25 protein-coding genes are annotated in these 26,123 nt (G+C 71.7%); 13 read left to right on the top strand and 12 right to left on the bottom strand.

Translation table 11 applies throughout. The features are described from left to right. Window positions 1-66: 66 nt before the first annotated feature. The 8 genes from AB0K00_RS55790 to AB0K00_RS55755 are packed head-to-tail and all read right to left on the bottom strand — an operon-like array spanning window position 67 to window position 5,560. Entirely contained in the window at window positions 67-342 is a 276-nt protein-coding gene (locus tag AB0K00_RS55790) for an HPr family phosphocarrier protein (protein ID WP_327001528.1), read from the bottom strand. Window positions 343-352: 10 nt separating this feature from the next. Then, window positions 353-1,393, bottom strand: a complete 1,041-nt coding sequence (locus tag AB0K00_RS55785) for a zinc-dependent dehydrogenase (RefSeq protein ID WP_363539488.1) — start codon at window positions 1,391-1,393, stop codon at window positions 353-355. Beyond that, complete coding sequence (locus tag AB0K00_RS55780; RefSeq protein WP_363539486.1) at window positions 1,390-1,824, bottom strand: PTS sugar transporter subunit IIA; 435 nt, start codon at window positions 1,822-1,824, stop codon at window positions 1,390-1,392. Before AB0K00_RS55780 ends, AB0K00_RS55785 begins: the two co-directional genes overlap by 4 nt. Further along, window positions 1,817-2,125 (bottom strand): PTS lactose transporter subunit IIB, encoded by a 309-nt coding sequence (locus AB0K00_RS55775; RefSeq protein ID WP_327001531.1) that lies wholly within the window; start codon window positions 2,123-2,125, stop codon window positions 1,817-1,819. The genes AB0K00_RS55780 and AB0K00_RS55775 overlap by 8 nt, the downstream gene beginning before the upstream one ends. Window positions 2,126-2,130: 5 nt before the next feature. Then, window positions 2,131-3,279 carry a PTS mannitol transporter subunit IICB gene (locus tag AB0K00_RS55770; RefSeq protein ID WP_363539484.1) on the bottom strand — a complete coding sequence of 383 codons (1,149 nt, stop codon included), beginning with the start codon at window positions 3,277-3,279 and terminating at the stop codon, window positions 2,131-2,133. A gap of 11 nt (window positions 3,280-3,290) precedes the next feature. Beyond that, window positions 3,291-4,244, bottom strand: coding sequence for a 1-phosphofructokinase (pfkB, locus tag AB0K00_RS55765; RefSeq protein ID WP_363539482.1), 954 nt, complete (start codon window positions 4,242-4,244; stop codon window positions 3,291-3,293). Continuing rightward, the gene (locus AB0K00_RS55760) at window positions 4,241-5,002 is read right to left on the bottom strand and encodes a DeoR/GlpR family DNA-binding transcription regulator (protein ID WP_363539480.1); all 762 of its coding nucleotides are present in this window, start codon (window positions 5,000-5,002) and stop codon (window positions 4,241-4,243) included. The genes pfkB and AB0K00_RS55760 overlap by 4 nt, the downstream gene beginning before the upstream one ends. A gap of 9 nt (window positions 5,003-5,011) precedes the next feature. Then, window positions 5,012-5,560 (bottom strand): hypothetical protein, encoded by a 549-nt coding sequence (locus tag AB0K00_RS55755; RefSeq protein ID WP_363539478.1) that lies wholly within the window; start codon window positions 5,558-5,560, stop codon window positions 5,012-5,014. A gap of 110 nt (window positions 5,561-5,670) precedes the next feature. On the opposite strand from AB0K00_RS55755, the gene AB0K00_RS55750 reads away from it, so the two are divergent. Then, window positions 5,671-6,795 (top strand): histidine kinase, encoded by a 1,125-nt coding sequence (locus AB0K00_RS55750; RefSeq protein WP_363539476.1) that lies wholly within the window; start codon window positions 5,671-5,673, stop codon window positions 6,793-6,795. Further along, the gene (locus AB0K00_RS55745; RefSeq protein ID WP_363539474.1) at window positions 6,792-7,424 is read left to right on the top strand and encodes a response regulator transcription factor; all 633 of its coding nucleotides are present in this window, start codon (window positions 6,792-6,794) and stop codon (window positions 7,422-7,424) included. Before AB0K00_RS55750 ends, AB0K00_RS55745 begins: the two co-directional genes overlap by 4 nt. A gap of 16 nt (window positions 7,425-7,440) precedes the next feature. Here AB0K00_RS55745 and AB0K00_RS55740 read toward each other — a convergent pair whose 3' ends face one another. Beyond that, a complete protein-coding gene (locus AB0K00_RS55740) occupies window positions 7,441-8,901 on the bottom strand; it encodes a glutamate synthase subunit beta (protein WP_363539472.1) in 1,461 nt (486 codons plus the stop codon). Window positions 8,902-9,106: 205 nt separating this feature from the next. Between AB0K00_RS55740 and AB0K00_RS55735 the strand changes: the two genes are divergently transcribed. From AB0K00_RS55735 to AB0K00_RS55720, 4 genes are all read left to right on the top strand, one after another. Next, window positions 9,107-9,430 carry a metalloregulator ArsR/SmtB family transcription factor gene (locus AB0K00_RS55735; RefSeq protein ID WP_363539470.1) on the top strand — a complete coding sequence of 108 codons (324 nt, stop codon included), beginning with the start codon at window positions 9,107-9,109 and terminating at the stop codon, window positions 9,428-9,430. Further along, window positions 9,427-9,909, top strand: coding sequence for an SRPBCC family protein (locus AB0K00_RS55730; RefSeq protein WP_363539468.1), 483 nt, complete (start codon window positions 9,427-9,429; stop codon window positions 9,907-9,909). Before AB0K00_RS55735 ends, AB0K00_RS55730 begins: the two co-directional genes overlap by 4 nt. Before the next feature lie 189 nt (window positions 9,910-10,098). Next, complete coding sequence (locus AB0K00_RS55725) at window positions 10,099-13,236, top strand: carbohydrate-binding protein (protein WP_363539466.1); 3,138 nt, start codon at window positions 10,099-10,101, stop codon at window positions 13,234-13,236. Between the two features lie 70 nt (window positions 13,237-13,306). Continuing rightward, entirely contained in the window at window positions 13,307-14,737 is a 1,431-nt protein-coding gene (locus AB0K00_RS55720) for a glycoside hydrolase family 99 protein (RefSeq protein ID WP_363539464.1), read from the top strand. A 24-nt stretch (window positions 14,738-14,761) separates the two neighbouring features. Here AB0K00_RS55720 and AB0K00_RS55715 read toward each other — a convergent pair whose 3' ends face one another. Beyond that, window positions 14,762-16,309 (bottom strand): penicillin-binding transpeptidase domain-containing protein, encoded by a 1,548-nt coding sequence (locus AB0K00_RS55715; protein ID WP_363539462.1) that lies wholly within the window; start codon window positions 16,307-16,309, stop codon window positions 14,762-14,764. Between the two features lie 133 nt (window positions 16,310-16,442). Here AB0K00_RS55715 and AB0K00_RS55710 point away from each other — a divergent pair, with 133 nt between their 5' ends. Beyond that, the gene (locus tag AB0K00_RS55710) at window positions 16,443-16,694 is read left to right on the top strand and encodes a hypothetical protein (protein WP_363539460.1); all 252 of its coding nucleotides are present in this window, start codon (window positions 16,443-16,445) and stop codon (window positions 16,692-16,694) included. A 21-nt stretch (window positions 16,695-16,715) separates the two neighbouring features. Here the strand turns inward: AB0K00_RS55710 and AB0K00_RS55705 are convergent, their stop codons facing one another. Then, window positions 16,716-18,749 carry a hypothetical protein gene (locus tag AB0K00_RS55705; RefSeq protein ID WP_363539458.1) on the bottom strand — a complete coding sequence of 678 codons (2,034 nt, stop codon included), beginning with the start codon at window positions 18,747-18,749 and terminating at the stop codon, window positions 16,716-16,718. A 392-nt stretch (window positions 18,750-19,141) separates the two neighbouring features. Between AB0K00_RS55705 and AB0K00_RS55700 the strand changes: the two genes are divergently transcribed. From AB0K00_RS55700 to AB0K00_RS55680, 5 genes are all read left to right on the top strand, one after another. Then, on the top strand, window positions 19,142-20,473 hold the full coding sequence (locus tag AB0K00_RS55700) for an enolase C-terminal domain-like protein (protein ID WP_363539456.1): 1,332 nt from the start codon (window positions 19,142-19,144) through the stop codon (window positions 20,471-20,473). Window positions 20,474-20,483: 10 nt separating this feature from the next. Further along, entirely contained in the window at window positions 20,484-21,527 is a 1,044-nt protein-coding gene (locus AB0K00_RS55695; RefSeq protein WP_363539454.1) for a sugar ABC transporter substrate-binding protein, read from the top strand. Continuing rightward, complete coding sequence (locus AB0K00_RS55690; RefSeq protein ID WP_363539452.1) at window positions 21,527-23,032, top strand: sugar ABC transporter ATP-binding protein; 1,506 nt, start codon at window positions 21,527-21,529, stop codon at window positions 23,030-23,032. The genes AB0K00_RS55695 and AB0K00_RS55690 overlap by 1 nt, the downstream gene beginning before the upstream one ends. After that, complete coding sequence (locus AB0K00_RS55685) at window positions 23,029-24,021, top strand: ABC transporter permease (protein WP_363539450.1); 993 nt, start codon at window positions 23,029-23,031, stop codon at window positions 24,019-24,021. Before AB0K00_RS55690 ends, AB0K00_RS55685 begins: the two co-directional genes overlap by 4 nt. A gap of 93 nt (window positions 24,022-24,114) precedes the next feature. Then, on the top strand, window positions 24,115-24,588 hold the full coding sequence (locus AB0K00_RS55680) for a nitroreductase family deazaflavin-dependent oxidoreductase (RefSeq protein ID WP_363539448.1): 474 nt from the start codon (window positions 24,115-24,117) through the stop codon (window positions 24,586-24,588). 824 nt (window positions 24,589-25,412) lie between these two features. Here AB0K00_RS55680 and AB0K00_RS55675 read toward each other — a convergent pair. Beyond that, window positions 25,413-25,913 carry an amidohydrolase family protein gene (locus AB0K00_RS55675; RefSeq protein ID WP_363539492.1) on the bottom strand — a complete coding sequence of 167 codons (501 nt, stop codon included), beginning with the start codon at window positions 25,911-25,913 and terminating at the stop codon, window positions 25,413-25,415. A gap of 33 nt (window positions 25,914-25,946) precedes the next feature. Between AB0K00_RS55675 and AB0K00_RS55670 the strand changes: the two genes are divergently transcribed. Next, on the top strand, window positions 25,947-26,123 hold a 177-nt coding region (locus tag AB0K00_RS55670; protein ID WP_363539490.1), incomplete at its 3' end, for an FGGY-family carbohydrate kinase.

Here is a 26,123-nt window from a genome sequence, read left to right as displayed (position 1 = left end):
GGCGGCGGGGCCAGCCGGTGGACCGGCCCCGCCGCGCGCCCGGGACTGACGCCGATGCCCGAGAGGTCACCCATCTTCGGCGTCCAGGTCCCGCTCCAGGAGGGCGGCGAGCGCATCGACGGCGTCCTGCGCGCCGTCGCCGTCGGCCTCCAGGGTCACCTCGGTGCCCTTCTTCGCGCCGAGCGACAGCACGGAGAGCATGCTGCGGGCCGGCACGGGCTTCTTCTCGCCGGTGCGGATGGTGACCTGCACCGGTTGCTTCGCGGCCGCGGCGACGAACAGCGCGGCGGGGCGCGCGTGCAGGCCGCTGGCGGAGCCGACGAGGACGGTCCGAGTGGGCATCGACGACCTCCTACGGTTCGATGGTGACCTTGATCGCCTCGCCGCGGGCCACGATGCCGAAGGCGTCGAGGGCGTCGGCGAGGGGCAGGCGGTGGGTGATGAGGTCGGCGACGGGGACGGCGCCGGAGGCGATGAGCCGCAGCGCCTCCTTGTTGTGGGCGGGGCTGGAGCCGTTGGCGCCGACGATGGTGAGCTCGCGGTAGTGGACCACGTTGGAGTCGACGGAGACGACCGGCTTGTCCTTCGGCAGGCCGCCGAAGAAGCTGATCCTGCCCTGCCGGGCGGTCATCTGCAGCGCCTGCTCCTGGGCGGCGCCGGACGCGGCGGCGGTGATGACGACGTCCGCGCCGCGACCCTCGGTGAGCTTCATGACGGCGTCGACGACGTCGGTCTCGGCGCCGCAGATGGCGGCGTCGGGGCGGACCAGGTCGGCGGCGAGGTCGAGCCGCTCCCGGTTGAGGTCGACGAGGAAGACGCGGGCGGCACCGCGGGCGCGGGCCAGCCGCACGTGCAGGCAGCCGATCGGGCCGGAGCCGACGACCACCACGTCGTCGCCGTCGCCGACGCGGGCGAGGTTCTGGCCGTTGAGGACGCACGCGAGGGGTTCGGCGACGGAGGCCTCGGCGTAGCTGACGCCGTCGGGGATGCGGTTGAGGCCGTCGACGTCCAGGACGTTGTGCGGCACGACCATGTACTCGGCGAAGCCGCCGTCGAAGTGGTACCCCATCGACACCTGGTTGGAGCAGACGGTCATGTGCCCGCGCCGGCATTCACCGCAGCGGCCGCACGGGATCGCGGCGATCACCTGGACCCGGTCCCCCGGTGCCCAGCCGGTCACGTCCGCGCCGACCTCGACGACCTCGCCGGCGATCTCGTGGCCCATGACCCGCGGCGGCACGATGTGGTGGTGGCCGTGGTTGTAGATCTTCACGTCGGTGCCGCAGGTGGAGCAGGCCTTGACGCGGATCTTCACGTCGGCGGGGCCCGGGGCCGGCTCCGGCGCGTCCTCGATGCGGACGTCGCCGGGGGCGTGGAACGTCAGGACTTTCACAACTCTTCCTCTGTGAGAAGGCGGATGACGAAGTCGGCATCCGTCGCATTGCGCAAGGCCTCTGCGCGGGAGGGGTCCATCAGCACCCCGGCAAGCGAGGCCAGGATGTCGACGTGGCCGTCCCCGGCGGCGGCGATGGCGACGCAGACGCGCACGTCGTTGCCGTCCCAGTCGACGCCGTCGGGGAAGCGCAGCACCGCGAGGGCGTCGCGGCGCACGTTCTCCTTGCTGTTCAACGTGCCGTGCGGGATGGCGACGCCCTCCCCGATGTAGGTGGAGACGCTCTGCTCGCGGGCGAGCATGGCCTCGACGTACTCCTCGCTCACGGCGCCCACCGAGACGAGCACCTCGCCGCAGCGGCGGATCGCCTCGTCCCGCGATCCGGCCCGCTCCTGGAGCCGGATCGCGTCGACGGTCAGCAGGTCAGCCACTGAGCTCACCGCCGCGTTGGACGGCGTTGACCACCTTCGTCACCGCTGGGTCGCCGATGAACACCTGGATGGGCACGATCACCTTGTCGGGGGCGCTGACCCGGGCCCGGGCGGCGAGGCCCTGGTGGCAGATGACCACGTCGGCGTCGGCCGGGATGCGGTTCACCGGGGTGTGCTCGACGATGACCGAACTCTTCGACAGCTGCCGCCGCAGGGTGCTGGCGAGCATGACGCTGCTGCCCATGCCGGCGTCGCACGCGACGACGACCTTCTTGATCTCGGTGCCGTTGATGGTGGGCATGAGCGTTAGACCTCCTGGCGGGTCGGGGCCGCGGTGCGCGCCGGGCCTTCTTCGACGATCGAGGCGTCGGCCGCCGCGGCCGCGTCGTCGTCCACGGTGTCCGCGGGAGGTTCGCCCCGGCCGAAGCCCATGAGCAGCGACGCGACGGCGAACGTGACGGCGGCGGAGATCGCGATGCCGAGCAGGACGACGAAGTAGCCGCCCTTCGGGGTGACCGCCATGTAGGCGAAGATGCTGCCGGGTGCCGGGGTGGCGACCAGTCCCGCACCGGTGATCATGAAGGTGCCGACGCCGGCCGCGCCGCCGGCGATCATGGCGAGGATCAGCTTGGGCTTCATCAGCACGTACGGGAAGTAGATCTCGTGGATGCCGCCGAGGAACTGCACGATGATCGCGGCCGGGACGCTGGGGCGCAGCGCGCGGGGGCCGAAGAGCATGAACGCGAGCAGCAGGCCGAGGCCCGGGCCGGGGTTCGACTCGATCATGAACAGGATGGACTTGCCCTTGTCGGCGGCCTCGGCGACGCCGAGCGGGCCGAGCACGCCGTGGTTGATGGCGTTGTTGAGGAACAGCACCTTCGCCGGCTCGACCAGGACCGAGGTCAGCGGCAGCAGGTCCTTGTCGACGAGCCAGTCCACGCCGGAGCCGGCGCGCTTGGTGAGCCACTCGACGACGGGGCCGATGCCGTAGACGCCGCCGATGGCCATGGCGCCGCCGATGATGCCGGCGCTGAAGTTGTCCACCAGCATCTCGAAGCCGGGACGGATGCGGTTCTCCACCAGCCCGTCGAAGAGCTTGAGGATGTACGCGGTGAGCGGGCCGATGAGCATCGCGCCGAGGAACATGGGCACGTCGGCGCCGATGACGAGGCCCATGGTGGCGACCGCGCCGACGACCGCGCCGCGCTGGCCGTGCACCAGCCGGCCGCCGGTGTAGCCGATCAGGACCGGCAGCAGCACGGTGATCATCGGGCCGACGAGGCCGGCGAGCTTCTCGTTGGGCAGCCAGCCGGTCGGGATGAACAGTGCGGTGATCAGCCCCCAGGCGATGAACGCGCCGATGTTGGGCATGACCATGGCGGCCAGGTAGCCGCCCACGCGTTGCACGGAGGCCTTGAAGCCACCGCCTTGGACCTGCGGGGTGTAGGTCGACACGGGGTTCTCCTTCAGGAGGGCGGGCCGGAGCGCAGCAGGGGGCGGAGCTGGTCCGGTTGGGGGTGGATGGTGACGTTGTGGCGGATCAGGTCGGCGGGGCCGGGCATGCGGCTGCCGGGCAGGCTGACCGCGGCGGCGCCCCAGGCGAGGCCTTCGGCGAGGGCCGCGGCGCCGTGGGCGCCAGCGGCGATGAACCCGGCGAGGAGGGCGTCGCCGGCGCCGACGGTGCTGCGGGGACGCACCACGGGGCAGGTGCCGGTGACGACCCCGTCGGCGTCGACGAGGACCGCGCCGTCGGCGCCGAGGCTGGCGACGACGGCGCCGGCGCCCCAGGCGCGCAGCTGCTGGCAGGCCTCGACGACGGCGGCGAGGTCGGGCAGCGGCGCGCCGACGACCTCGGCGAGCTCGTCGCGGTTGGGCTTGAGCAGGGTCGCCCCGGCCTGCGCGGCCTCCCGCAGGGCGGGGCCGCTGGTGTCGACGGCGACCCGGATGCCGGCGGCGCGCAGCCGGCGGCAGAGCAGTGCGTAGGAGTCGTCCGGCAGGCCCGGGGGGACGCTGCCGCACAGCACGACCCAGTCGGCGCTGCCGGCGCGGGTCAGGACGCGGTCGGTGATCTCGTCAAACTCGGCGCGGAACATCGCCGGACCGGGCTCGTTGACCTTGGTGACCGTGCCGTCGGGCTCGGCGAGCGTGATGTTGGAACGGGTCCGGCCGGTGATCGGGACCGCGAGGACCTCGACCCCTTCGGCCTTGAGCAGCCGGACGAGCTGGCCGCCCTCGTCGCCGCCGCACGGCAGGACCGCCACCGACGGGACCCCGTTGGCGAGCAGCGCCCGGGACACGTTGACGCCCTTGCCGCCGGGGTCGAGGTGGGCGGCGGTGGCGCGGATGACCTCGCCGCGGGTCAGCGCCTCCACCTCGACCGCGCGGTCGAGGCTCGGGTTCAACGTGACGGTGACGATCATGCGCGGGTCACCCGCACGCCGGCGGCCTCGAGGTCGCCGACCAGGTCGCTGTCCGCGACGGTGTCGGTGATGAGCAGGTCCAGGTCGGCGAGCTCGCCGAAGCGGGCCAGGTAGTCGTTGCCGAGCTTGGTGTGGTCGGCGAGCAGGACCGTGCGCCGGGCGGCGCGGATCATCGCCCGCTTGACCGCCGCCTCGGCCGGGTCCGGGGTGGTCAGGCCGCGCTCGACGGAGATGCCGTTGGTGCCGAGGAACGCCACGTCGACATACAGGTCCGCGAGGGGCCGCAGCGACCAGTCGTCGACGGTGGCGAGGGTCTTGCCGCGGACCCGGCCGCCGAGCAGCAGCACGTTGAGGTTGGGGCGGACCCCGAGGGTGGTGGCGATGACCGGCGAGTTGACCACGACGGTCAGCTCCCGGTCGGCGGGCAGGAGCTGCGCCAGGCGGGCGGTGGTGGTGCCGGCGTCGAGGATGATGGCACCCTCCTCGGGCACCTCGGCGAGCGCGACCTTGGCGATGCGCTCCTTCTCCTCGATGAGGACCGCGTCGCGGGTGGCCAGGGCGGGCTCGAAGCCGATCCGCTCGACCGGGATCGCCCCGCCGTGCACCCGACGCAGGACACCGGCCCGCTCCAGCATGGTGAGGTCCCGGCGGATGGTCTCCGACGTGACGTTGAGCTCGTCGGCCAGGCCGGCGACCTCGACCCGGCCTTGCGTCCGGGCGATCCGGAGGATCTCCTGCTGCCGTTCTTCGGCGTACATCGTGTTGTTTCACCGCCGTTTCATTTTGCTTGTGCTTTGTTTACGCCCGCTTTTGTTGGAAGTCAAGAGTGGGCCGGTGACGAACCAGATCGCAAGGACCATCGACACCTGTCCGACGCCTGCCTTCAGCGCGGCGGTGCGCGCCGGGTCCCCGATCCACCAGATCCCGGCGCCGAGCAGCGCGACCGTGACCGCCCACGCGATGGCCGCCAGCCCGAACAGGTGCCACTCGTGCGTGCGCTTGTCGGCGGGTTTCGCCGGCTTCGGCCCGCCGGCGAAGTGGTACGCGAACCGCACGTCCGCCCAGCGCACCATGCTGTGCGCGAACGCGACCGAAAAACCCAGGTACAGCGCGGCGAGCGCGTGCCGCGACCCGGCGATCGCGCCCCCGTGCAGGTCGACGGCGCACGCGATCAGCAGCACCAGGTCGACCAGCGGCACGGCGGCGAGCGCGACCGCGCCGGCCCGCGGCAGGCGCAGCGGGTACCGCAGGATCAGGCCGGCCGCCAGGACGATCCAGAACGCGATCTCACAACCGATGATGAATCCGATGACCATGCTCTGAGCGTTTCGTGCGTCCCGCCCCGACGCGTCGGCCGCGACGACGGCTCGGGTGTACATCCTTCGTCGCATATCGGGCGGCGCCGTCCGGGTGATGGAATCGGGGCATGAAAGGACGTGCCGTCGACCTCGCCCTCGCCGGCGCCGGGCTGGGCGTGGGGCTGCTCATGCTCGCCACCGGGCAGTACCAGGAGCAGCTGGGCGCCGGCTGGCTGGTGCCACCGCTCGTGGTGTGCTGCGCGGCGCTGCTGCTGCGGCGCACCGCTCCCCTCGCCTCGGTGCTGATCGGCACCGCCGCGGTCACCGCCGACGTGGTCGTCGGGCCGTCGCTGGCCACGCCGCTGGTCTACACGCAGGTGCTCTACGACGCCTGCGTGCACGGCCGGCAGGCCCTGGTCCGGGCGCTGCTCACCTGCTCCGTCGTCGGCTCGGTCGTGACGGCGGTGGTGGCGCTGGTCGTGTTCCGCGACATCAAGGCGCTCGGCCTGGCCATCCTGCTCGCGCTGGTCACCGTGGTGCCGGTGCTGACCGGCGCGCACGTGCGGCACCACCGGGAGCAGGCGCAGGTGGCACGGCAGCTGGTGCGCCTCACCGAGCTGGACCGGGCCAACGCCGTCGCCACCGAGCGGGCCCGGATGGCCCGGGAGCTGCACGACGTCGTCGCCAACCATCTCAGCGCGGTGGCCATCCATGCGACCGCGGCGCTCAGCACCGACCTCGGGCCCGACGGAACCCGCGACGCGCTGCGGGTCATCCGCGAGAACAGCGTCCGCGGCCTGGCCGAGATGCGCCAGCTCGTCGGGTTCCTCCGCGACCCCGCGGGCGGGTCCGCCGGGGAGGACGTCACCGCGGGGCTGGCCGACCTCGACGATCTCGCGGGCCGCGCCAGGCGTTCTGGCCTCGCGGTGGCGGTGTCGGTACGGGGTACGCCCGCGGACCTGCCCACCTCGGTGGACCTGGCGGCGTACCGCATCGTGCAGGAGTCGCTCACCAACGCCCTCAAACACGGCGACGGCGGCCGGGTCACGGTCGAGGTCGCCTACCAGCCGTCCACAGTGGACATCACGGTCGCCTCGCCGCTGGCCGGGAAGCCGCCGCGGGCCGACGGCGCCGGCGCCGGGGTGATCGGCATGCGGGAGCGGGCCGAGCTGCTCGGCGGCTCCCTGGACGCCGGCCCGCGCGACGGTGGATGGCTGGTCGCCGCGCGGCTCCCCCGCGAGGTCCTGGCGTGACCGTGCGGGTGCTGGTCGCCGACGACCAGGGTGCGGTGCGGGCCGGCCTCGTGCTCATCCTCGGCTCGGCACCCGACCTCGAGGTGGTCGGCGAGGCGTCCGACGGTGTCCAGGCCATCGAGCTCGCCCGCGACCTGCGGCCCGACGTCGTGGTGCTCGACGTGCGGATGCCGCGCCTGGACGGCATCGCCGCGACCCGGGAGCTCGTCGCGCTGGGCGTGCCGGGCGTGCTGATCCTGACCACGTTCGACCTGGACGAGTACGTCTTCGGGGCGCTGCGGGCCGGCGCCGCCGGGTTCCTGCTCAAGGACGCCGAGGCCGCCGACCTCCTCGCCGCGGTGCGGGCGGTGGCCCGGGGCGACGGGGTGATGGCGCCCGCCGTGACCCGGCGGGTCATCGCCACGTTCGCGGGCCCGCCGGCCCCGCCGGTCGACCTCGACGGCCTCACGGAGCGTGAGCGGGACGTGCTGCGCTGCCTCGCCGACGGGCTGTCCAACGCCGAGATCGCCACCCGGCTCGGCATCGCCGAGGCGACCACGAAGACGCACGTGAGCCGGGTCCTGGCGAAACTCGGCCTGCGCAGCCGGGTGCAGGCCGCGATCGCCGCCCGGGGCCTCAGCATGGACTGAGGCCCTCACGACGGCTTCAGCTCAGCGGCACCGACGCCGGGGTGATCGGGGCCGGCAGCCGGCCGCCGCCGCCCAGGTACTGGTGGACCGCCGCGGCCGCGGAGCGGCCTTCCGCGATCGCCCAGACGATCAGCGACGGGCCGCGACGGGCGTCGCCGGCCACGAAGACGCCCGGGACGGAGGTCTGCCACTCCTTGTCGGTGTCGATCGTGCCGCGCCGGTTGCGGGTCAGCTCGATCTGCTCCAGGTGCGGGCCGGGCTGCGTGCCGGCGAAGCCGATCGCCAGGAACGCCAGGTCCGCGGGGATCTCCCGGATCGTGCCTTCGACCTCGGTCAGCGTGAACCCCGGGCCGAGCACGACGTCGACGAGCTCGACCGCCCGCAGCTGCCCGTCGTCGTCGCCGATGAAGCGGCGGATCGTGCAGCCGTAGTTGCGCTGCCCGCCCTCCTCGTGGGCGGAGGCGGTGCGCAGCATGATCGGCCAGGTCGGCCACGGGTTGCGGCTGGCGTCGCGCTGCGGCGGCGGCAGCGGGACGACCTCGACGAGCTGCACGCTCACCGCGCCCTGGCGGTGCGCGGTGCCGAGGCAGTCCGCGGCCGTGTCACCGCCGCCGACGACGATGACGTGCTTGCCCGCGGCGGAGATCGGCGGGGCGTCCAGCTTCCCGGCGACGACCTTGTTGGAGCCCTCCAGGTACACCATCGCCTGATGGATGCCGGTGAGGTCGCGTCCCGGGGTGTCGGGCACGTCGCGGGCGTCGAGCGCGCCGCAGGCCAGCACGACGGCGTCGTGCCGCTGGCGCAGCTCGGCGAGGGAGACGTCCACGCCCACGGCGCAGTTGGTGACGAAGGTCACGCCCTCCGCCTCCATCTGGGCCAGTCGCGCGTCGATGTGGTGCTTCTCGAACTTGAAGTCCGGGATGCCGTAGCGCAGCAGGCCGCCGGGGGCGTCGCTGCGCTCGTAGACCGTGGTCGCGTGGCCGGCGCGGGCCAGCTGCTGCGCCGCGGCCAGGCCGGCCGGGCCGGAGCCGACCACGGCCACCGTGCGGCCCGACGGCGCGACCGACGGGAACGGCCGCAGCGGCCCGTCGTCGGTGGCGCGGTTGATGATCTCGACCTCGACCTGCTTGATCGTGACCGGGTCGTCCCCGATGCCGAGGACGCAGGCGGCCTCGCACGGCGCCGGGCAGAGCCGGCCGGTGAACTCGGGGAAGTTGTTCGTCGCGTGCAGCGTGTCGGCGGCGCGGTCCCAGTCGCCGGTGCGCACCAGGTCGTTCCAGTCCGGGATCAGGTTGCCCAGCGGGCAGCCGTTGTGGCAGTACGGAACGCCGCAGTTCATGCACCGGCTGGCCTGCTCATGGATCAGCTGGCCGTCGGCGCGCTGGTAGACGTCGCGCCAGTCGGCGACTCGCTCCGGCACCGGCCGCAGCAGCGGCAGTTGACGACCGTACTTCATGAACCCAGTCGGGTCTGGCACAGCTGACCTCCACCGTTTGCCTGGCGGCGCATTCGGAACACGGTGGGACAGCGTTGGCCCGGTTTGTCGACACGGCCGTGCACGGCCGCGGAACGCACCATAGCCGTTGCGCCCATGCCCTTCACAAGGGGCTGCCCTGCCCAATGCGCCACACCCCGCCACCGGGGGCTTGACATGTGACCTATTGGTCACATAACTTCGAGTAGTGGATGACGACGACCGAGTGTTCAAGGCCCTCGCCGATCCCACCCGCCGGTTCCTGCTCGACCTGCTCTTCGCGCGTGACGGCCGCACGCTCACGGAGCTCGAGTCGGAGTTGGAGATGTCCCGCTTCGGCGTCATGAAGCACCTCAAAGTGCTCGAAGAGGCTGACCTCGTCGTGACCCGGCGGGCCGGGCGGGAGAAGTTGCACTTCCTCAACCCGATCCCGATCCGCCAGGTCCACGACCGGTGGATCGACAAGTACACGGAACACCACGTCACAGCACTGCTGGACCTCAAAGCCGAACTCGAGGAGCACGAGTCATGAGCAGCACGCAGGTGTACAAGGTCTACATCAGGGCCACCCCGCAGAAGATCTGGGACGCGATCACCACCCCGGAGTGGACCTCGCGGTACGGGTACCGCGGCGCCAACCACATGGACCTGCGCCCCGGCGGCGAGTTCCGGGGCATGTCGAACGAGGGCATGATCGCCGCCGGCGCCCCGGAGCTCGGGGTCGACGGCGAGATCGTCGAGGTCGACGCGCCGTTCCGCCTGGTGCAGACGTGGCGGATGCTGATGGACCCCACCAACATCCCGGAGGGCTTCACCCGCCTCACGTATCAGCTGAAGGAAGGCAAGGACGGCGTCACGTCACTGACCGTGACGCACGAGATCGGCGACGAGGCCGGCCTGGCCGAGATGCTCGCCGGTGACCTGGAAGAGATGGGCGCCGGCGGCGGCTGGCCGTGGATCCTCAGCGACCTCAAGACGCTGCTGGAGACCGGCGCCGCGATGGCCGACTGAGATCTTCCCGCCGCTGGCGGATACATCCCATGTATCCGCCAGCGGCATCGGCATGATCACGGATACTCTCGGACGAAGTCGGGGCGATGCAGGCATTGACGAAGGAAGACGTCCAATGTTGACTGCTTGTCACATGAGAGGGGCTCGACGGCGCGAGGCTCCTGCTCCCAGATGCGAAGGAGAGTTTCTGTGGGCAAGCCCCGCCGACTCGCCCTCCTGGCGGCCGCCACCGTCGTGTTGGGCACGTTTGTCACCCTGATCCACGGCCAGAACGCGACCGCGTCGACCACCGACGAAGCGTTCAACCCCGGCACCGGCGCACTCGACGTGAACTACGCCGGGTACATGGGCAAGCACGACATCGTCTACAACAGCCCGCAGACCAACCCGCTGCACGGGCTCACCGTCGGCAACGGCAAGACCGGTGCGATGGTCTGGAACGCCAACGGGCTCACGATGCAGGTCTCCGGCGTCGACCTGTCGCAGCAGTCGGCGTTCGCGGCGGGTCTGGTGAACCTCAACACCAGTCCCGGCCTGGACACCGGCGCGAACAGCTACCAGCAGCGGCTGTCGCTGTACGACGGGACCCTGACCACCCGGTACACCTCCGGCCGCAGCGTCACCGTCATGGGCGTGCCCGGCTCCGAGGTCATGGGCGTGCACGTCGAGGACGACCGCACCGGCCTCGGCACGACCACGCTCGACCTGAGCATGTGGGACCCGAACTCGGTCACCAACAGCGCCGACGTGCCCAACCTGGACACCTGGAAGCAGGTGAGCACGTTCGCGGACGCGACCGCCGCCGGGTTCAGCCGCGGTCAGAACGACCCGAACGGCTTCGGCTACACCTTCGCCGCGACGGTCGAGGGTGCCGCCTACACCACGCAGGTCGTCAACGGCACCCGGGTGCGGCTCAACATCACGCCGACCGGCAGCTACACGATCTGGTTCACCGCGGCGAGCCGGGTCAACTCCCCCGGCGCCAACTCCGTGACCCAGGCCCGCAACCAGCTCTCGGCGGCGAAGAGCACCGGGTACCTCACCAACCTCAACAACTACCGCAACTGGTGGCACGCGTTCTGGGCGAAGAGTTTCGTGCAGTACTCCGGCGCCGCCGGTACCGGCGACTACCTGGAGAACGTGTACTACCTGTCGACGTACATGATCGCGGCCGGGGGTTACGGCAACTACCCGTTCCACTTCATCAACGGCGTGTTCCGGGCGACCGAGGACCGCACCAAGTGGAGCAACGGCTACTGGTTCTGGAACCAGCGTGACGTGTACAACTCGTTCCTGGCCTCGAACCACGCCGACCTGTTCGCCACCGAGAACCGGCTGTACAGCCGCAATCTCGCCGCGTTGAAGTCCTACACGCAGACCAGATACGGCATCGACGGATTGTGGGTGCCGGAGACGATGGGCTGGGACGGCAACGCCCGCGGCACCGTCGGCAGCGACTTCGTCAACGACATCTACTCCACCGGCACCGAGGCCGCCTACAACATGTACCTGCAGTACCGGTACACGAACGACACCGCGTACCTGCAGAACACCGCGTACCCGTACATGCGCGAGGCGGTGAAGTTCTACCAGTCCAAGCTCAGCTACGACGCCGGCACCGGCCGCTACTACATGGCCACGTCGAACGCGCACGAGACGTACTGGGACGTCAAGAACGCCATCACGGACCTGGCCGCAGTGCGGCTGCTGTTCCCGCTCACGATCGCGGTCAGCAACCAGCTCGGCCTCGACGCGGGCCTGCGCGCCGGGTGGCAGAACGTGCTGGACCGCATCGAGCCGTACAAGACCAGCAACGGCGCGTGGCTGCCGCACGACCCGCCGGCGCCCGCGCAGCAGCGCAACGGTGAGAACGTCACGTCCGAGCTGATCTGGCCCTACGACCTGACCGGCATCGGCGCGCCCGACTACTCCACCGCGCTCAACAGCTGGAACTCCCGGCCCAACCCATACAGCAACGTGTGGGCCAACGACGCCGTCCAGGCCGCCCGCCTCGGCCTCGGCGACCAGGCGCTGCAGGGCATGAAGCTCATGCTGCAGCGCTACCAGAACTACCCCAACGGCATGACCAACAACACCAACGGCGTCTTCGAGTACCTCGGCGTGCACCTCGCGGCGATGAACGAGACGCTGCTGCAGTCCTACAACGACAAGATCCGGGTGTTCCCGGCCGCGCCGAACGACACCAACTTCGTCGGCAAGTTCACGCTCCTGGCCAAGGACGGCTTCCAGGTCAGCTCGGAGCGGGAGGGCAACGAGACCAAGTACGTCGGCATCAAGAGCCTCTACGGCAAGCAGGCCCGGGTCGTGAACCCGTGGGGCACCGCCGAGATCCGGGTCGTCCGCGCCTCGGACAACGTGACGCTCACGACCACCACCGCCGGCGAGGTCACGTTCGCCACCGCGGCCAACACCGTCTACATCGTCGAGCGGACCGCCAAGCCGCTGACGGCGTACACCTCGACGTCGCTGTCGGGGACGGCGAACAACGGCGTGAAGTCGCTGTCCGGCACCGCGTCCACCCTCGGCACCGGCGGGCCGGGCACGCCGGGCCTGGTCAACGACACCTCGCTGACCTACGACGCGAACTGGTACCACACCACCGGCCGCGGCTACGGCGACTACAACGACGACACGCACCACTCCAACACCGTCAACGCCGCCGCCAGCTACACCTTCACCGGCACCGGGGTGGAACTGCTGTCGGAACGCTTCAGCGACATGGGCAACGTCGACGTGTACATCGACAACGTCTTCCAGGCGAACGTGAACCTCAACGTCTCCGGTGCCCGCCAGGCACAGCAGGTGGTGTACAGCAAGACCGGCCTGACCAACGGCAGCCACACCATCCGCATCGTGAACAAGACGACCTCGGTCGGCATGATCGACGCGCTGCGGATCATCACCGGCGGCACCCCGCCGGCCGGCGGATCCACGCTCATGGCGCAGGTCAACAGCCGTTACGTGAGCGCCGCGTCCGGGCCGCTGATCGCGAACGCGACGACCGTCAGCGTCTCGGAGCAGTTCGACATCGTGGACCTCGGCAACGGCAACGTCGCCCTGAAAGCCAAGGTCAACGGCCAGTTCGTGTGCGCGGAGAACGCCGGCGCCAACCCGCTCGTCGCCAACCGCGCGGCAGTGGGCGCGTGGGAGACGTTCAAGCTGATCCGCAACTCGGACGGCACGGTCAGCCTCCAGGCGACCGTCAACAACAAGTACGTCGTCGCGGAGAACGGGGGCGCCGCCGCCCTCATCGCCAACCGTGACGCGATCGGGCCGTGGGAGAAGTTCAACCTCGCCACGTCCTAGGTACGTCGTAGGTATCCCGCCGGGTGGGGCCCGCCAGCCCCACCCGGCGTCACCGAAGGGACACAACTGCATGCATGTCACCCGCCTCACCCGGCGTGGACTGCTGGGCGCCTCCGCCACGGCGCTCGGCCTCGCCGTGCTTCCGCTCGCCCTGCGCGACGCGTCCGCCGCCGCCGGGCCCGCCGGCAACGTCCACGTCTTCTACTACCCGTGGTACGGCACCTATCGGCACTGGGACCAGGGCGGGCACACCCCGCCGCAGGATCTGGGCGCCAACTACTACCCGGTCCGGGGCGCGTACAACTCCGGTGACGCCGGCGTGCTGGAGCAGCACATGGCGTGGATCGCCCAGGCCGGCGTCGGCGTCGTCGTGACCAGCTGGTGGGGTCAGGGCTCCTACGAGGACGGCCTGGTCCCGGGGATTCTCGACGCCGCCGCCCGGCACGGGCTCAAGGTCGCGTGGCACCTGGAGCCCTACACCGGCCGGACCGCCGCCTCCACCGTCGCCGACATCAACTACATCATCGGCCGGTACGGCTCGCACGCCGCCTTCTACCGCGACGCGCAGCACGGCAACCGGGGCGCGTACTACGTCTTCGAGAGCCTGCGGATCACCGACTGGACCGCGCTGGACCAGGTCCGCTCCACCTCGATCGTCCTCGCGCAGACGACGGACACCAGCAAGGTCGCGCACTTCGGCGGCATGTACACCTACGACGGCATCGCCGCGGCCACCGCGCCCGGCTGGGCGAACGCCAACGCCTACTGCCGCGCGCAGGGGCTGGTCTGGGCGCCGTCGGTCGCGCCCGGCTACATCGACGACCGGGCCGTGCCGGGCAACACGACCCCGACGCTCGGCCGCGACAACGGCGCCGCCTACGACCGGGCCTGGAACAACGCCCTCACCCAGGGCGGCCTGCCGTCGTGGGTGTCGATCACGTCGTTCAACGAGTGGCACGAGGGCTCCTCGATCGAACCCGCGTCGTCGAACCCGCCGGTCGGCTTCGGCTACCTCACGTACTCCGGCGCCTACGGCCTGACCGGCACCGCGGCGGAGACGGCGTACCTGACCCGTACCAAGTACTGGGTCGACCGGTTCGTGCCGACGCCGCCCGGGTCCGGTCTGGGCCTGCGCGCCCGCGCCAACGGCCGGTTCGTCAGCGCCGCGACCGGCACGCTCGTTGCGAGCGCCACGTCGTGGGGTACCGCGGAACGCTTCGAACAGGTGCCGCTCGCCGGCGGCGCGATCGCCCTGCGCGCGGCGGCCAACGGGCTGCTGGTCTGCGCGGAGAACGCGGGCGCCGCGCCGCTCGTCGCCAACCGCACCAGCGCCGGCGCGTGGGAGAGCTTCCAGCTGCTGAACAACGGCGACGGCTCGTTCAGCCTGCGGGCGAACGTCAACGCCCGCTACGTCTGCGCGGACAACGCGGGTGCGGCACCCCTCATCGCCAACCGTGCCGCCATCGGCCAGTGGGAGAAGTTCGACCTGGTGATGCCCTGACCGGATCGGCTTGCGGGCGGGCTGTCAGGGGGCGATGGCGAGCTCCCGCGGTGGGGCCGTGAACTCGCGAACGGGCAGCGGGGCCAGGCCGTCGCGCTCGACCCCGGCGATCACCCCGATGGCGCCCGCCGTCAGGCCGGCGTCCAACTGGACCGAGCCGCCGCCCACCATGGGCGCGGACGCGACCATGCCCGCGGTGGCCAGCTGAGGGGCGGCGACCACCAGGGAGAACGTGCCGCGGTTGCCGGTCAGGCCGAACTGGCCGGCAACCGGGCGGCCCACGGTGTCGCGCACGACCGTCGTCGCGACGCTGCCGGCGCCGCAGCGGTCGCCGAACGCGGAGCGGTCACCGAGGGGGCAGCGGCCGGCGTCGATCGCGGCTCGGGCCACCTCGGGGCGCAGGACCGACTCGCAGTGCGGCCCGACACCCGCGACCGGACGGCCGGCGCCGTCGGCGAGCCGGGCGACCGGGAGCGGGTCGCAGCGGGTGCCGTCGGCGGCGAGGGTCGCATACGCGTTGGCCAGGTCCAGGGCGGTCGTCGCCGAGACGCCGAGGGTGAACGCGCCCCACGACGCGTGCGCCGCCGGCTCGCTGAGCATCTGGTCCTCCTTGCTGCGGAAGACGATGCCCAGGCGCTTGGCCATGGCGATCGCCTTGTCCGCGCCGATCCGCTCCTGCAGCGCCACGAAGTAGGTCACCACCGAGTGGCCGAACGCGTCCCACATGGTGCGGCGGCCCGACAGGTACGCCGGGTCGCCGGTGTTGGCGGGGCACCAGTGCCCGCCGTTGCAGGCCGCCGGGCTCTGCGGGGCGATCCGGTAGTTCGACTGGTAGACCCGCTTCGTGTCGATCGCGTGGTCCAGCGTGAGGCCGCTGTCCAGCGCCGCGGCCAGCGTGAACATCATGAAGGGCGCGCCGGCCGCCGTGCCGGGCATGTCCGCGTCGCCGGAGACGAGCGGGTCCATCAGGTCCGGTCCGGCGGGCCGCCACTCGGGCTGGTCCTGACCGGCCGGGCTGGCCGGCGGCGGCGGGCGGCGGAAGTTGCGGTTCACGGCCATCGTCCTGACCAGGCCGGTGCCGGGTTCGATCGCGGCCAGGGAGAACACCTTCGGGTCGGTGACCGGCAGGAGCGCGTCCACCCGTAGCTTCGCACCGGCCTGCAGCCGCGGGTCGAGCGAACCGTCGATGCGGTACCCACCGTGGCGCAGGCGATCGAGTCGCTGCGCGGCGTCGGCCCCGAAGGTGGGCTGCGCCTGCCACCACGTGATGAAGTAGTCGCAGAAGTAGCCCCAGTCGTTGACTGGCACCCGCAGGCAGCTCTCGCGGGGTCTGGTGGTGTCGAACCGCGCGATCAGGGTCGTGCCGTCGGCCGCGTACAGCTCCGATGCCCGCGGTTCGGGCGACGACGCCGGCGCGCCGGGCTGCTCCGCGCCCCGGGACCGCCACACGACGATCCCCACCACGGCGGCGACGATCAGCACGACCGCCGCTGCCAGTGTCCCGCGCCGGCCGCCCGGCCCCCGTCCAGCTGCCGACTCGATGATCGACTCGCTCGTCGATGCCCCCGCCATTGCCGCCCCCACACCGTCGAACCGCTGACCCTTCACAGTTCTAAGGCACCGAGCACTGTGAAGGGTTGGATGGTATCGATTGCTTTTTTGCGGGCGCTGACCCTCGGCACGTCCGGCCTGTAGCCTGGCGTCCATGCGGCGTGGGGAAGACCCGTTCGAGCAGCGACTCGTGTCCTCTGCGGATGTCCTCGACGGCACCGTGGACCTCGACGACTATCCGCATCGGTACCTGATGATCCAAGCCGACACGGGTTTCAGCGCATCCCGGCAGGCGATGCCACGCCTGCTCGCCGCGATCGAAGCGCTCGAGGACCAGGAGTGGACGCTGGTCAACATCCTGGCCAGGGACAACTTCTACGCCGTCATGCGCCGCCCGACCACCTGACGGCACGGACGTTCCGCTTCGTCAGCGGTCGAAGGCGCCTCCGCCGGGCTGCGGCAGCTGCGGCGGCTGGGTGGTTCGCGGCTGCGAACGCTCGGGCGCGGGCTGCGGCACCGGCCCCAGTCCGGTGTGGTCCGCGGGGTCTGGCTGGACGTCTACCGGCGGGGGCGCGATGGCGTGGTCCGGCACCGACGGCGCGCTGTTCGCCGTCAACCAGTGCACCCAGCTGTCCCGTTCGTCCGGCGGCATCGGCGTGAGCGTGGGCGGCGGCAACGGCGTGAGCGTGGGCGGCCCCACCGGCGGCACGCGGCCGGGGACCTGCCCGGTCGGGCATGTCGGTGGCGCGGGCAGCTGCCCCGGATCGGATGTCCGGTCGACGGCCGGCTGCGCCGGAGTCACGGGCTGCGACGGCGGTAGCGCCTCACCGGCTACCCGGTCGACGGGCCGCTGCGTCGCGCCTGGCGGTGGCGGTGGTGCCGACTCCGACCGGGTCTCAGTCGGCCGGACCGGAGCATGCCCGGCGGTCGGAATCCCGCGGTGCATCGACGGCCGCGCTTCAGGCGTAGGCGCCCTGTGCGAGGTCGGGTGCGCCGTGGGTGCCTGCGCCGCTGCCGCTGCCGCTGGCTGCGGCGTTGTCGCTGCCGGTGGCTGCGTCGCTGCCGCTGCTGGTGTCGCTGCCGGCTCGGCGACGTGCGCAGCGCCGGGCCTGACGTTCGATGGCCGCGGCTGCGGTCCGGTCGCCCGGGTGGCAGGCCCGGGAGGAGCCGTGGCGGGGTGCGGGTACGGCCCGCCATGGGTCGCCTCACCGGACGCGGCGTGACGCGGTCCGGGTGCGGTCCGGGGCGGCGCCGTCGGCGCGACGAACGGCTCGTCGGCGCGCGCCCGGCCGGACTGGGCGTCCTGCCGCCCTGGCGGGGCGTGGTGCGGCGGCGGGACGTTCGGCTCGGGGATGCGGGCCCGTCCGTAGAACCAGTCGTGCATGTAGTCGCGGACGACCTCGATGACGATGCCGGTGCGGCGCCGGTCGGCCACGGCCTGGTCCGAAGACGACGCGTCGATATCGAGGATTTCATTGATCAACGCGGCGAGGTCGCCCACGACTGCCTGGTGTCGAATGCTGTCGAAGAGGCCACGCCCGCACCTGCACTCGGTCAGATCGACACCGTCCACCGCGCACAGCACGACGCCGGCCACCCGCAAGGCGTTGGCCACGTTGCTGACCGGCTTCAGACCTGCCTTCACCGTCTGCTCGACGAAGCGGCCGATGAGCCGCACGATCCGGCCGGGTTCGCCTGTCCCGCCAAGGATGATCTCCACCGTCCGCCCCGCGGCCCGCGCGACCCACGACCGGGCGGCGTCGAGGATGTCGGCGATCTGTGCCAGCACCTCGCAGCCCCACCGGCCCCAGGCGGAGGGCTCCGGCGCCGGATCGGGGTACGCGCCTGCCTCTACGAGTTTCCGCTGCAGGGCCTCAAGGTGCTCCGACGACGGCGCGGCCAGCGCGACCGCGGCAGGGGCAGGTGCCTCGCTCTCGACGCGCTCGATGAACTCGGCAAGCTTCGGGAGCTCGCGGGACTCGTGCTCGACGACGCGCAGTTTGACGCTCAGGCTGTTGGGCGCGGACCGGGACTCTTCGGGCGGATACACGATCCTGATCGCCGGCTGCGGCGCCGGGTCCGTGCCACCTGAGGCCGTGTCGCGGTCCCGGCCGAGGACTTGGGTGCCCGCTCCTATCAGCGGCTCCGGGAGCGACGACGTCGGCTCCGGGGGCGACGACGGCTCCGGGGAGATGGCGGGCGGAGGCGGGGAGACGGCGGGCGGGGCGGCGGGCGCCGGGGGCGCGCCGGCCGGGTCCGGGTCAGGCGATCGCGCCTCCGGTCCTTGCCCCGGGAGACGGTCACCGGGGTCGGAACCCGGATGGTCTTCGCCGGGGAGGCATTCCGGGCAGCCGCCGTCGTCCCGGACGGCCTCCGCGCCGGGCCACGGCAGCCACAGCCACCAGGTGCCGCATCGCGTGCAGCGGCCCACCCGAGCCAGCTCGCCCGAACGGACTGTCATGATCCCGCTGTACACCAGACCGGGTGCCATAACAGCGATGGTGGCACGCACGCGCAAAAGCCGCCGCGCGGTGCGCAGGCGGCGTGAGGACAGCACAGTACCGGTCCTGGAGGGGCCCCTCCAGGACCAGTACCTACCCTGCTCGGCGTCGGCGTCGCTCTGCAGGGTGTCGTCCGCAGGTCTTCGAGCGGTGGGTCCGCTCATCGAACCATGGACAACCCTCGACACCGAGTGAACATCGGAGGTGTCACTTCGTCAAGAAGGTTGCCGAACTTCTTTTCTATCGAACAAAAGCGGCAGGCTCCAAGATTTTACCCCTTGCCGATCATGGCCGACGCCTGCTAGACATCGGATGTATTCATGCGCGGCGTCACTCAAACGGGGGAGGGGCAATGACCGACCGATTCGTGTCGCTGGACACCTATGACGTACGGTTCCCAACCTCGCGGGATCTCGACGGCTCCGACGCGATGAACGCCGACCCAGACTATTCGGCCGCTTACGTGGTCCTGCGGACGGACGCCATCGAGGGCGGGGACGACGACAGCACCGACGGGGAGGGGCACGGGTTCGCGTTCACGATCGGCCGCGGCAACGACGTGCAGACCGCCGCGATCCGGGCGCTGCGCCCGTACCTCGTCGGACGTCTGGTCAAAGAGGTCCTCGACGATCTCGGCGGGCTCTACCGCGAGCTCGTCTACGACTCGCAGCTGCGCTGGCTCGGCCCGGAGAAGGGCGTCATGCACATGGCGATCTCCGCGGTGGTCAACGCGCTGTGGGACCTCAAGGCGAAACGGGCCGGCCTGCCGCTGTGGCAGCTGCTGTCGGCGATGTCCCCGGAGGAGCTCGTCGACCTCGTCGACTTCCGGTATCTCAGCGACGCCCTGACACCGCAGGAGGCCCTGCGGCTGCTCCGCGACGGTGAGGACGGCCGGGAGGAGCGGATCCAGACGCTGCTCGCCGGCGGCTATCCGGCGTACGCCACGTCGCCCGGCTGGCTCGGCTACGACGACGCCAAGCTCGCCCGGCTCTGCCAGGAGGCGCTCGACGACGGGTTCACGCAGATCAAGCTCAAGGTCGGCGCGAACCTCGGCGACGACCTGCGCCGCATGCGGATCGCCCGGGAGGTCTGCGGGCCCGGGGTGCGGATCGCGGTCGACGCCAACCAGCGCTGGGACGTCGGCGCCGCCGTCGACTGGGTCAACGCCCTGGCGCCGTTCGACCCGTGGTGGGTCGAGGAGCCCACGTCCCCCGACGACCTGGTCGGACACGCAGAAATCGCCCGGCGGATCGCGCCGATCCCCGTCGCCACCGGCGAACACGTTCAGAATCGGATCATGTTCAAGCAGCTGCTGCAGCTCGGCGCGGTCTCGTTCGTCCAGGTCGACGCCGCCCGCGTCGCCGGGGTCAACGAGAATGTCGCGATCCTGCTGCTCGCCGCGAAGTTCGGCATCCCGGTCTGCCCGCACGCGGGCGGGGTCGGCCTGTGCGAGCTCGTGCAGCACCTGTCGATGTTCGACTATGTGGCGGTGTCCCGGTCGATGCACCACCGGGCCATCGAGTACGTGGACCACCTGCACGAACACTTCACCGACCCGGTGCGCATGCACCGGGGGCACTACCTGGCGCCGCTCGCACCAGGGTTCAGCTCCACCATGCGGGCCGAGAGCCGGGCCCGCTACGCGTTTCCAGACGGCCCCATCTGGAACTCCCACACCCCCTGAGGATCCCGCCATGAAACAGCTACGACCGGTCCTGCTGGCGACCGCCCTGGTCGTGTCCCTCGCCGCCTGCGACTCGTCCACGTCGCCGAAGGACGGAGCCTCCGGCGACGCGAAGGGCGCGCCGATCGCCGTCGACCTGCCCCGCGCCGACTCCGACTTCTGGAACTCCTACGCCAAGTACATCCCGCAGTTCGCCAAGGACAGCGGCATCAACCTGATGACGCCGACGAACTCGCAGAACGACATCGCCAAGCTCGTCGCGAACACCCAGGCGCTCACCAGCCAGGGCGCCAAGGCGATCGTGATGGCGCCGCAGGACACCGGCGCGATCGCGACCACCCTGACCCAGCTGGAGCAGAAGAAGATCCCGGTCGTCACCGTCGACACCCGCCCCGACAAGGGCAACGTCTACATGGTGGTGCGCGCCGACAACCGTGCGTACGGGCAGAAGGCGTGCGAGTTCCTCGGCGCCAAGCTCAACGGCAAGGGCAAGGTGATCGAGTTCCAGGGGTCGCTGTCCAGCGTCAACGGCCGGGACCGCTCCGAGGCGTTCGCCGAGTGCATGCAGAGCAAGTTCCCCGGCATCACGGTCTTCGCCGAGCCGACCGAATGGGAGGGCGCGAAGGCGTCCGCCGCGCTGCAGACCCGCCTCGCCCAGCACCCCGACATCAACGGCATCTACATGCAGGCCGGCGGCGTGTTCCTGGCCCCGACGCTGCAGCTGCTGCGCACCAAGAACCTGCTGGTCCCGCCGACCGACCCGAAGCACGTCTTCATCGTCTCCAACGACGGCATCCCGCAGGAGTTCGAGGCGATCCGCAAGGGCGAGATCGACGCGACCGTGTCGCAGCCCGCCGACCTGTACGCGAAGTACGCGCTGTTCTACGCGAAGGCCGCTGTGGACGGCAAGACGTTCCAGCCCGGCAAGACCGACCACGACAGCACCATCGTCCAGGTCCGCGCGGGACTGCTGGAGGACCAGCTGCCCGCCCCGCTCGTCACCAAGGACAACGTCGACGACTCGGCGTTGTGGGGCAACCAGATCGGCAAGTGATGACCGACGCAACCGGCGCCTCCACCGTTCCGGCGGTGGAGGCCGTCCACACGAGCAAGCGCTTCGGCGCCACCACGGCGCTGCACGACGTTTCGCTGACGATCGCGCCCGGCAGCACCCACGCCCTCGTGGGCCGCAACGGCGCCGGCAAGTCGACGCTCGTGTCGCTGCTCACCGGGCTGCAGAGTCCTGACGGCGGCGCGATCGCCTTCGACGGTCAGCCGGCCCCGCCGGTGTCGGACCGGGCCGCGTGGCGGCGCCGCGTCGCCTGTGTCTTCCAGCGCTCCACGATCATCCCGGACCTGTCGGTGGCGGAGAACCTGTTCCTCAACCGCCAGGGCGACCTGGTGCGCTGGGGCGCGCTGCGCCGGCGGGCGGTGAAACTGCTGGACGACTACGCCGTCGACGTCGACCCGGCCGCCCGCGCCGGTGACCTCGGCGTCGAGCAGCGGCAGCTGGTCGAGATCGCCCGGGCCCTGTCGCAGGGCGCCCGGTTCATCATCCTCGACGAGCCGACCGCCCGGCTCGACGCGACCGCGATCGAACGGCTCTTCGGCCGGCTGCGGGCGTTGTCCGCGACCGGGGTGACCATGCTGTTCATCTCCCACCACCTGCAGGAGGTGTACGCCGTCTGCGACACCGTGACCGTGCTGCGGGACGCGCGGCACGTGCTGACGGCGCCCGTCGCCGACGTCGACCACGACGCACTGGTCGCCGCGATGACAGGCGAGGCGGTCGGGCTGACCACGGTCGAGGCCCGTCCACCAGTGCCGCCCGACGCCCCGGTCGCGTTGCGGCTGGCGGGGTTGACGTTGCGCGGGTCGTACACCTCGATCGATGTCGACGTGCGCGCCGGTGAGATCGTCGGGGTCACCGGCTCCGGCAGCAGCGGCAAGGTCGCCCTCGCCGAAACCGTCGGCGGGCTGCGGCGCGCCACCGCGGGCACCGTCACCGCCGGCGGGTCACCCGTCACCGCGGGTAGCGTGCCGGCCGCGCTCGCCGCCGGGATCGGCCTGGTGCCGCAGGACCGGCACCGGGAAGGGCTGATTCCGCTACTTTCGGTGGCCGAGAACGCCACGCTGCCGATCGCCGCGTCGTTCGGTCCGCTGGGTTTCGTCGCCCCGCGGCGGCTCGAGGCGACCGCCCGCACGTTCATCGACCGGTACGACATCCACACGTCAGGGCCGTCGGCGCCGGTGAACAGCCTGTCCGGCGGCAACGCGCAGAAGGTCGTGCTCGCCCGCGCCCTGAGCACGTCGCCGTCGGTCCTCGTCCTGATCAACCCGACCGCCGGCGTCGACGTGCGCTCCAAGGAGTCACTGCTCGGCGCGGTGCGTACCGCCGCCGACGCCGGCACAGGAGTGCTGATGATCTCCGACGAGCTCGACGACCTGCGCCACTGCGACCGGGTCCTCGTCATGTTCCACGGCCGCGTCGTGGCGGCCCTGCCCGCCGGGTGGAGCGACACCGACGTGGTCGCCGCCGTCGAAGGAGTCCAGCAATGACCACAGTCCAGGCCGGGCTCTCCCGGATCCGCCTGGCCAGGATGCGGGATCTCACGCTCGTCCCGGCGATCCTCGTCCTGCTCGTCGTCGGCGCCCTCGTCGACCCGGTCTTCCTGACCAGCGCCAACATCACCAACGTGCTGCAGCAGCAGACCGAGCTGTCGCTGCTGGTGCTCGCCGAGACGGTCATCCTGATCGGCGGCCGCTTCGACCTGTCGCTGGAGTCGACCGTCGGCCTGGCACCGGCGCTGGGCGTCGCCCTGGTCATCCCCGCCGCCAGCAACGGCCTCGGCACCGGCTGGCCGTCCGCCCTGGCGGTGCCGCTCATCCTGCTCGTCGGCCTGCTCGTCGGCGCGCTCAACGCGCTGCTGATCCTGCGCTTCGGGCTGTCGGCGTTCATCGTCACGCTGGGCATGCTCATCACGCTGCGGGGGCTGCAGATCGGCATCACCGGCGGGCAGAGCCTGTTCGAGCTGCCGCCGTCGGTGCTGTACCTCGGCAACGCCACGTGGCTCGGCCTGCCCCTGTCAATCTGGATCTGCACCCTCCTCTTCGCCGTCGGCATCGCGGTGCTCGGCTGGTTCCGCCACGGGCGCGCCGTCTACGCCATCGGCGGCAACGTCGACGCCGCCCGCGCCGCCGGCATCCGCAGCGAGCGCGTCATGTGGGTCGTCTTCATCATCGCCGGCGGCCTCGCCGCCTTCGCCGGCCTGCTGATGACCGGCCGCCTCGGCTCCATCGCCGCCGGCCAGGGCGACGGCATGATCTTCACCGTGTTCGCCGCCGCCGTCATCGGCGGCGTCAGCATGGACGGCGGCAAGGGCACCCTCTTCGGCGCGCTCTGCGGCGTGCTGGTCCTCGGCCTGATCACCAACATCCTGACCCTCGCCGGCGTCTCGGCGCAGTGGATCCAGGCGGTGTACGGCCTGATCATCCTCGTGGCCCTGATCCTCGCCCGCGTGACAACGGGCAAGGCGCAGGACTCCTAAGACCGGCATGGTGGGCGGTGTCTTGGCGGTCACCGCCCACCATGTCGTCACGCCGCGTTGACGCACGCCGGGTCGGCGGAACACGCTGGAGCAATGAGCGACCCGGCGGCCAGCGACCCGCAGCGTCCCCGCCCGGCCCGGCAGTTCCGCCGCGGCAGAGGCCGCAGGATCGGCGACGCCGTCATCGGCGTGTTCGTCCGGGCCGGCCTGATACCCAGCACGTACATGCTGACGACGACCGGCCGTAGGTCCGGCCGCGCCGTGACCCACCCGGCGACGGTGGTGCGGGACGGCGAGCGCCGCTGGCTCGTGGCACCCTACGGAGCGGTGTCGTGGGTGCACAACGCCCGCGCCGCCGGCCGGGTAAGCCTGGCCCGCCGCCGCGACCGCAGCGACTACACCGTCCGTGAACTCCCGCCGGCCGAGGCCGGGCCGGTGCTCAAACGCTACGTCGCGGTCGCCAGCGCGACCCGGCCGTACTTCGCCGCGGACCGGGACGCACCGGTCGCGGCGTTCGTGGCCGAGGCACACCGCCACCCGGTGTTCGAGCTGCTTCCGATCACCTGACGGTCCGCCGTGTCCGGCCGGCCGGTGGCCCCGTTCCGGCGTAGCGTTCGGGGCGTGGGGAGCGCCTCGACGTTGCTGCTGGTGGACCTGGACGACCTGCGGGGCCGGGTCCTGCCGGGGCTGCGCGACTGGGTCCGCGGCGAGGGCGTGGCCGGTTGGTGGTCGCGGCTCCTGGCGGCGGCCAAGGTGCCACCGCCGGAACGCGTCGATGCGGCTGCGTGGCCCGAGCTGACCGATCCCGGCGTCGCTGACGACGCCGCTGATGGCGCCGTGGTCGGCGGGGCGGGTTTCGTGCCCGCACGTCGGTTGCCGGTCGAGGACTGGACGCTGCCCGCGATTGAGGTGGCGTTCACGAGCGCGGTCCGCGAGGGCGGCATCGCGTTCGGCAACACCGTCCACATCCGACTCGAGCTCGTCGACGACGACGGCGAGGTGCCGCTCGATCCCGCTCCGGTTGCCGGGGACGGCACGGCCACGCTGCTGACCGCGCTCGACGAGAACCTGGTCGTCCTCAACGAGGGCGGCGGCGGTTTCGGGGAGGGCCTGCGCGGGCTGCTCGACGTCGCGTCGGCCGCCGCCCTCGACGCCGAACTGACCGCCCGCGGGTCACGGCCGGCGACCGGGAGCCTGCGCGAGATCCGGGCCGCCGTCGACGCCGCCGCACGGGCTGGCAGCGGCCACCGGCAACCGCCGCCGCGGTGCACGCGATGGCCCACCTCGCCCGGGAGCGCGGGTTCGGCCTGCTGCACGGCCGGGACCTGCGCGACCAGCACCTCGGAACCTGGGACGTCGGCGTCTTCACCGCTCACCCGCGCTGAGCGCCGCTACCGCTCGTGGACCAGGTCCCCGTCGACGAAGACGAGGTCGGCCTTCGTCTCATACAGGGTGGCGTCGGGGTCGAACGGGTCGCGGTCCAGCACGACCAGGTCGGCGGCCTTGCCGACGGCGATTGAGCCCGTGGCGTCGTCGGTGCCGTTCACGTAGGCCGAGCCGAGGGTGTATGCGATCAGCGCCTGCTCCAGCGTGAGCGCCTCCTGCGGCAGCATCGGCACCTGGGACGTCGGCCAGTCCGCCTCGCCCGAGACCGGCGGCTCGGTGCGGTGCACGGCGACGTGGATCGCCCACCACGGGTCGGGAGTGGTGACGGGCCAGTCGCTGCCGGCGGCGAGGCGACCGCCGGTGCGGGCGATCGAGCCGAACGGATACTGCCAACCGGCGCGCTGCGGGCCGAAGAACGGCACGCACAGGGTGTCGTTCTGCTCGTGGTGGGTCGCCCAGAGGGCCTGGATGTTGGCGGTGACGTCAAGCGCGGCGAACCGGGGCACGTCATCGGGGTGCACGACCTGCAGGTGCGCCAGATGGTGCCGGGCGCTCGACCCGCCGCGCGCCCCGCCACCCGGGCCACCGCGCGCCCCGCCGGCCGCGCCGCCCCGCGCCGCATCGTGCACCTCGTCGGCGGCGGCGCCCAGAACGCCCTGCTCTGCCAGCTCACCGCCGACGCCTGCGAGCTGCCCGTCGAGGCCGGACCGGTCGAG

This window comes from Dactylosporangium sp. NPDC049525, from assembly GCF_040676755.1.
Taxonomy (GTDB): domain Bacteria; phylum Actinomycetota; class Actinomycetes; order Mycobacteriales; family Micromonosporaceae; genus Dactylosporangium.
Note: the sequence above shows the minus strand (reverse complement) of the source record. Positions and strands in the feature narration are given on the sequence as shown.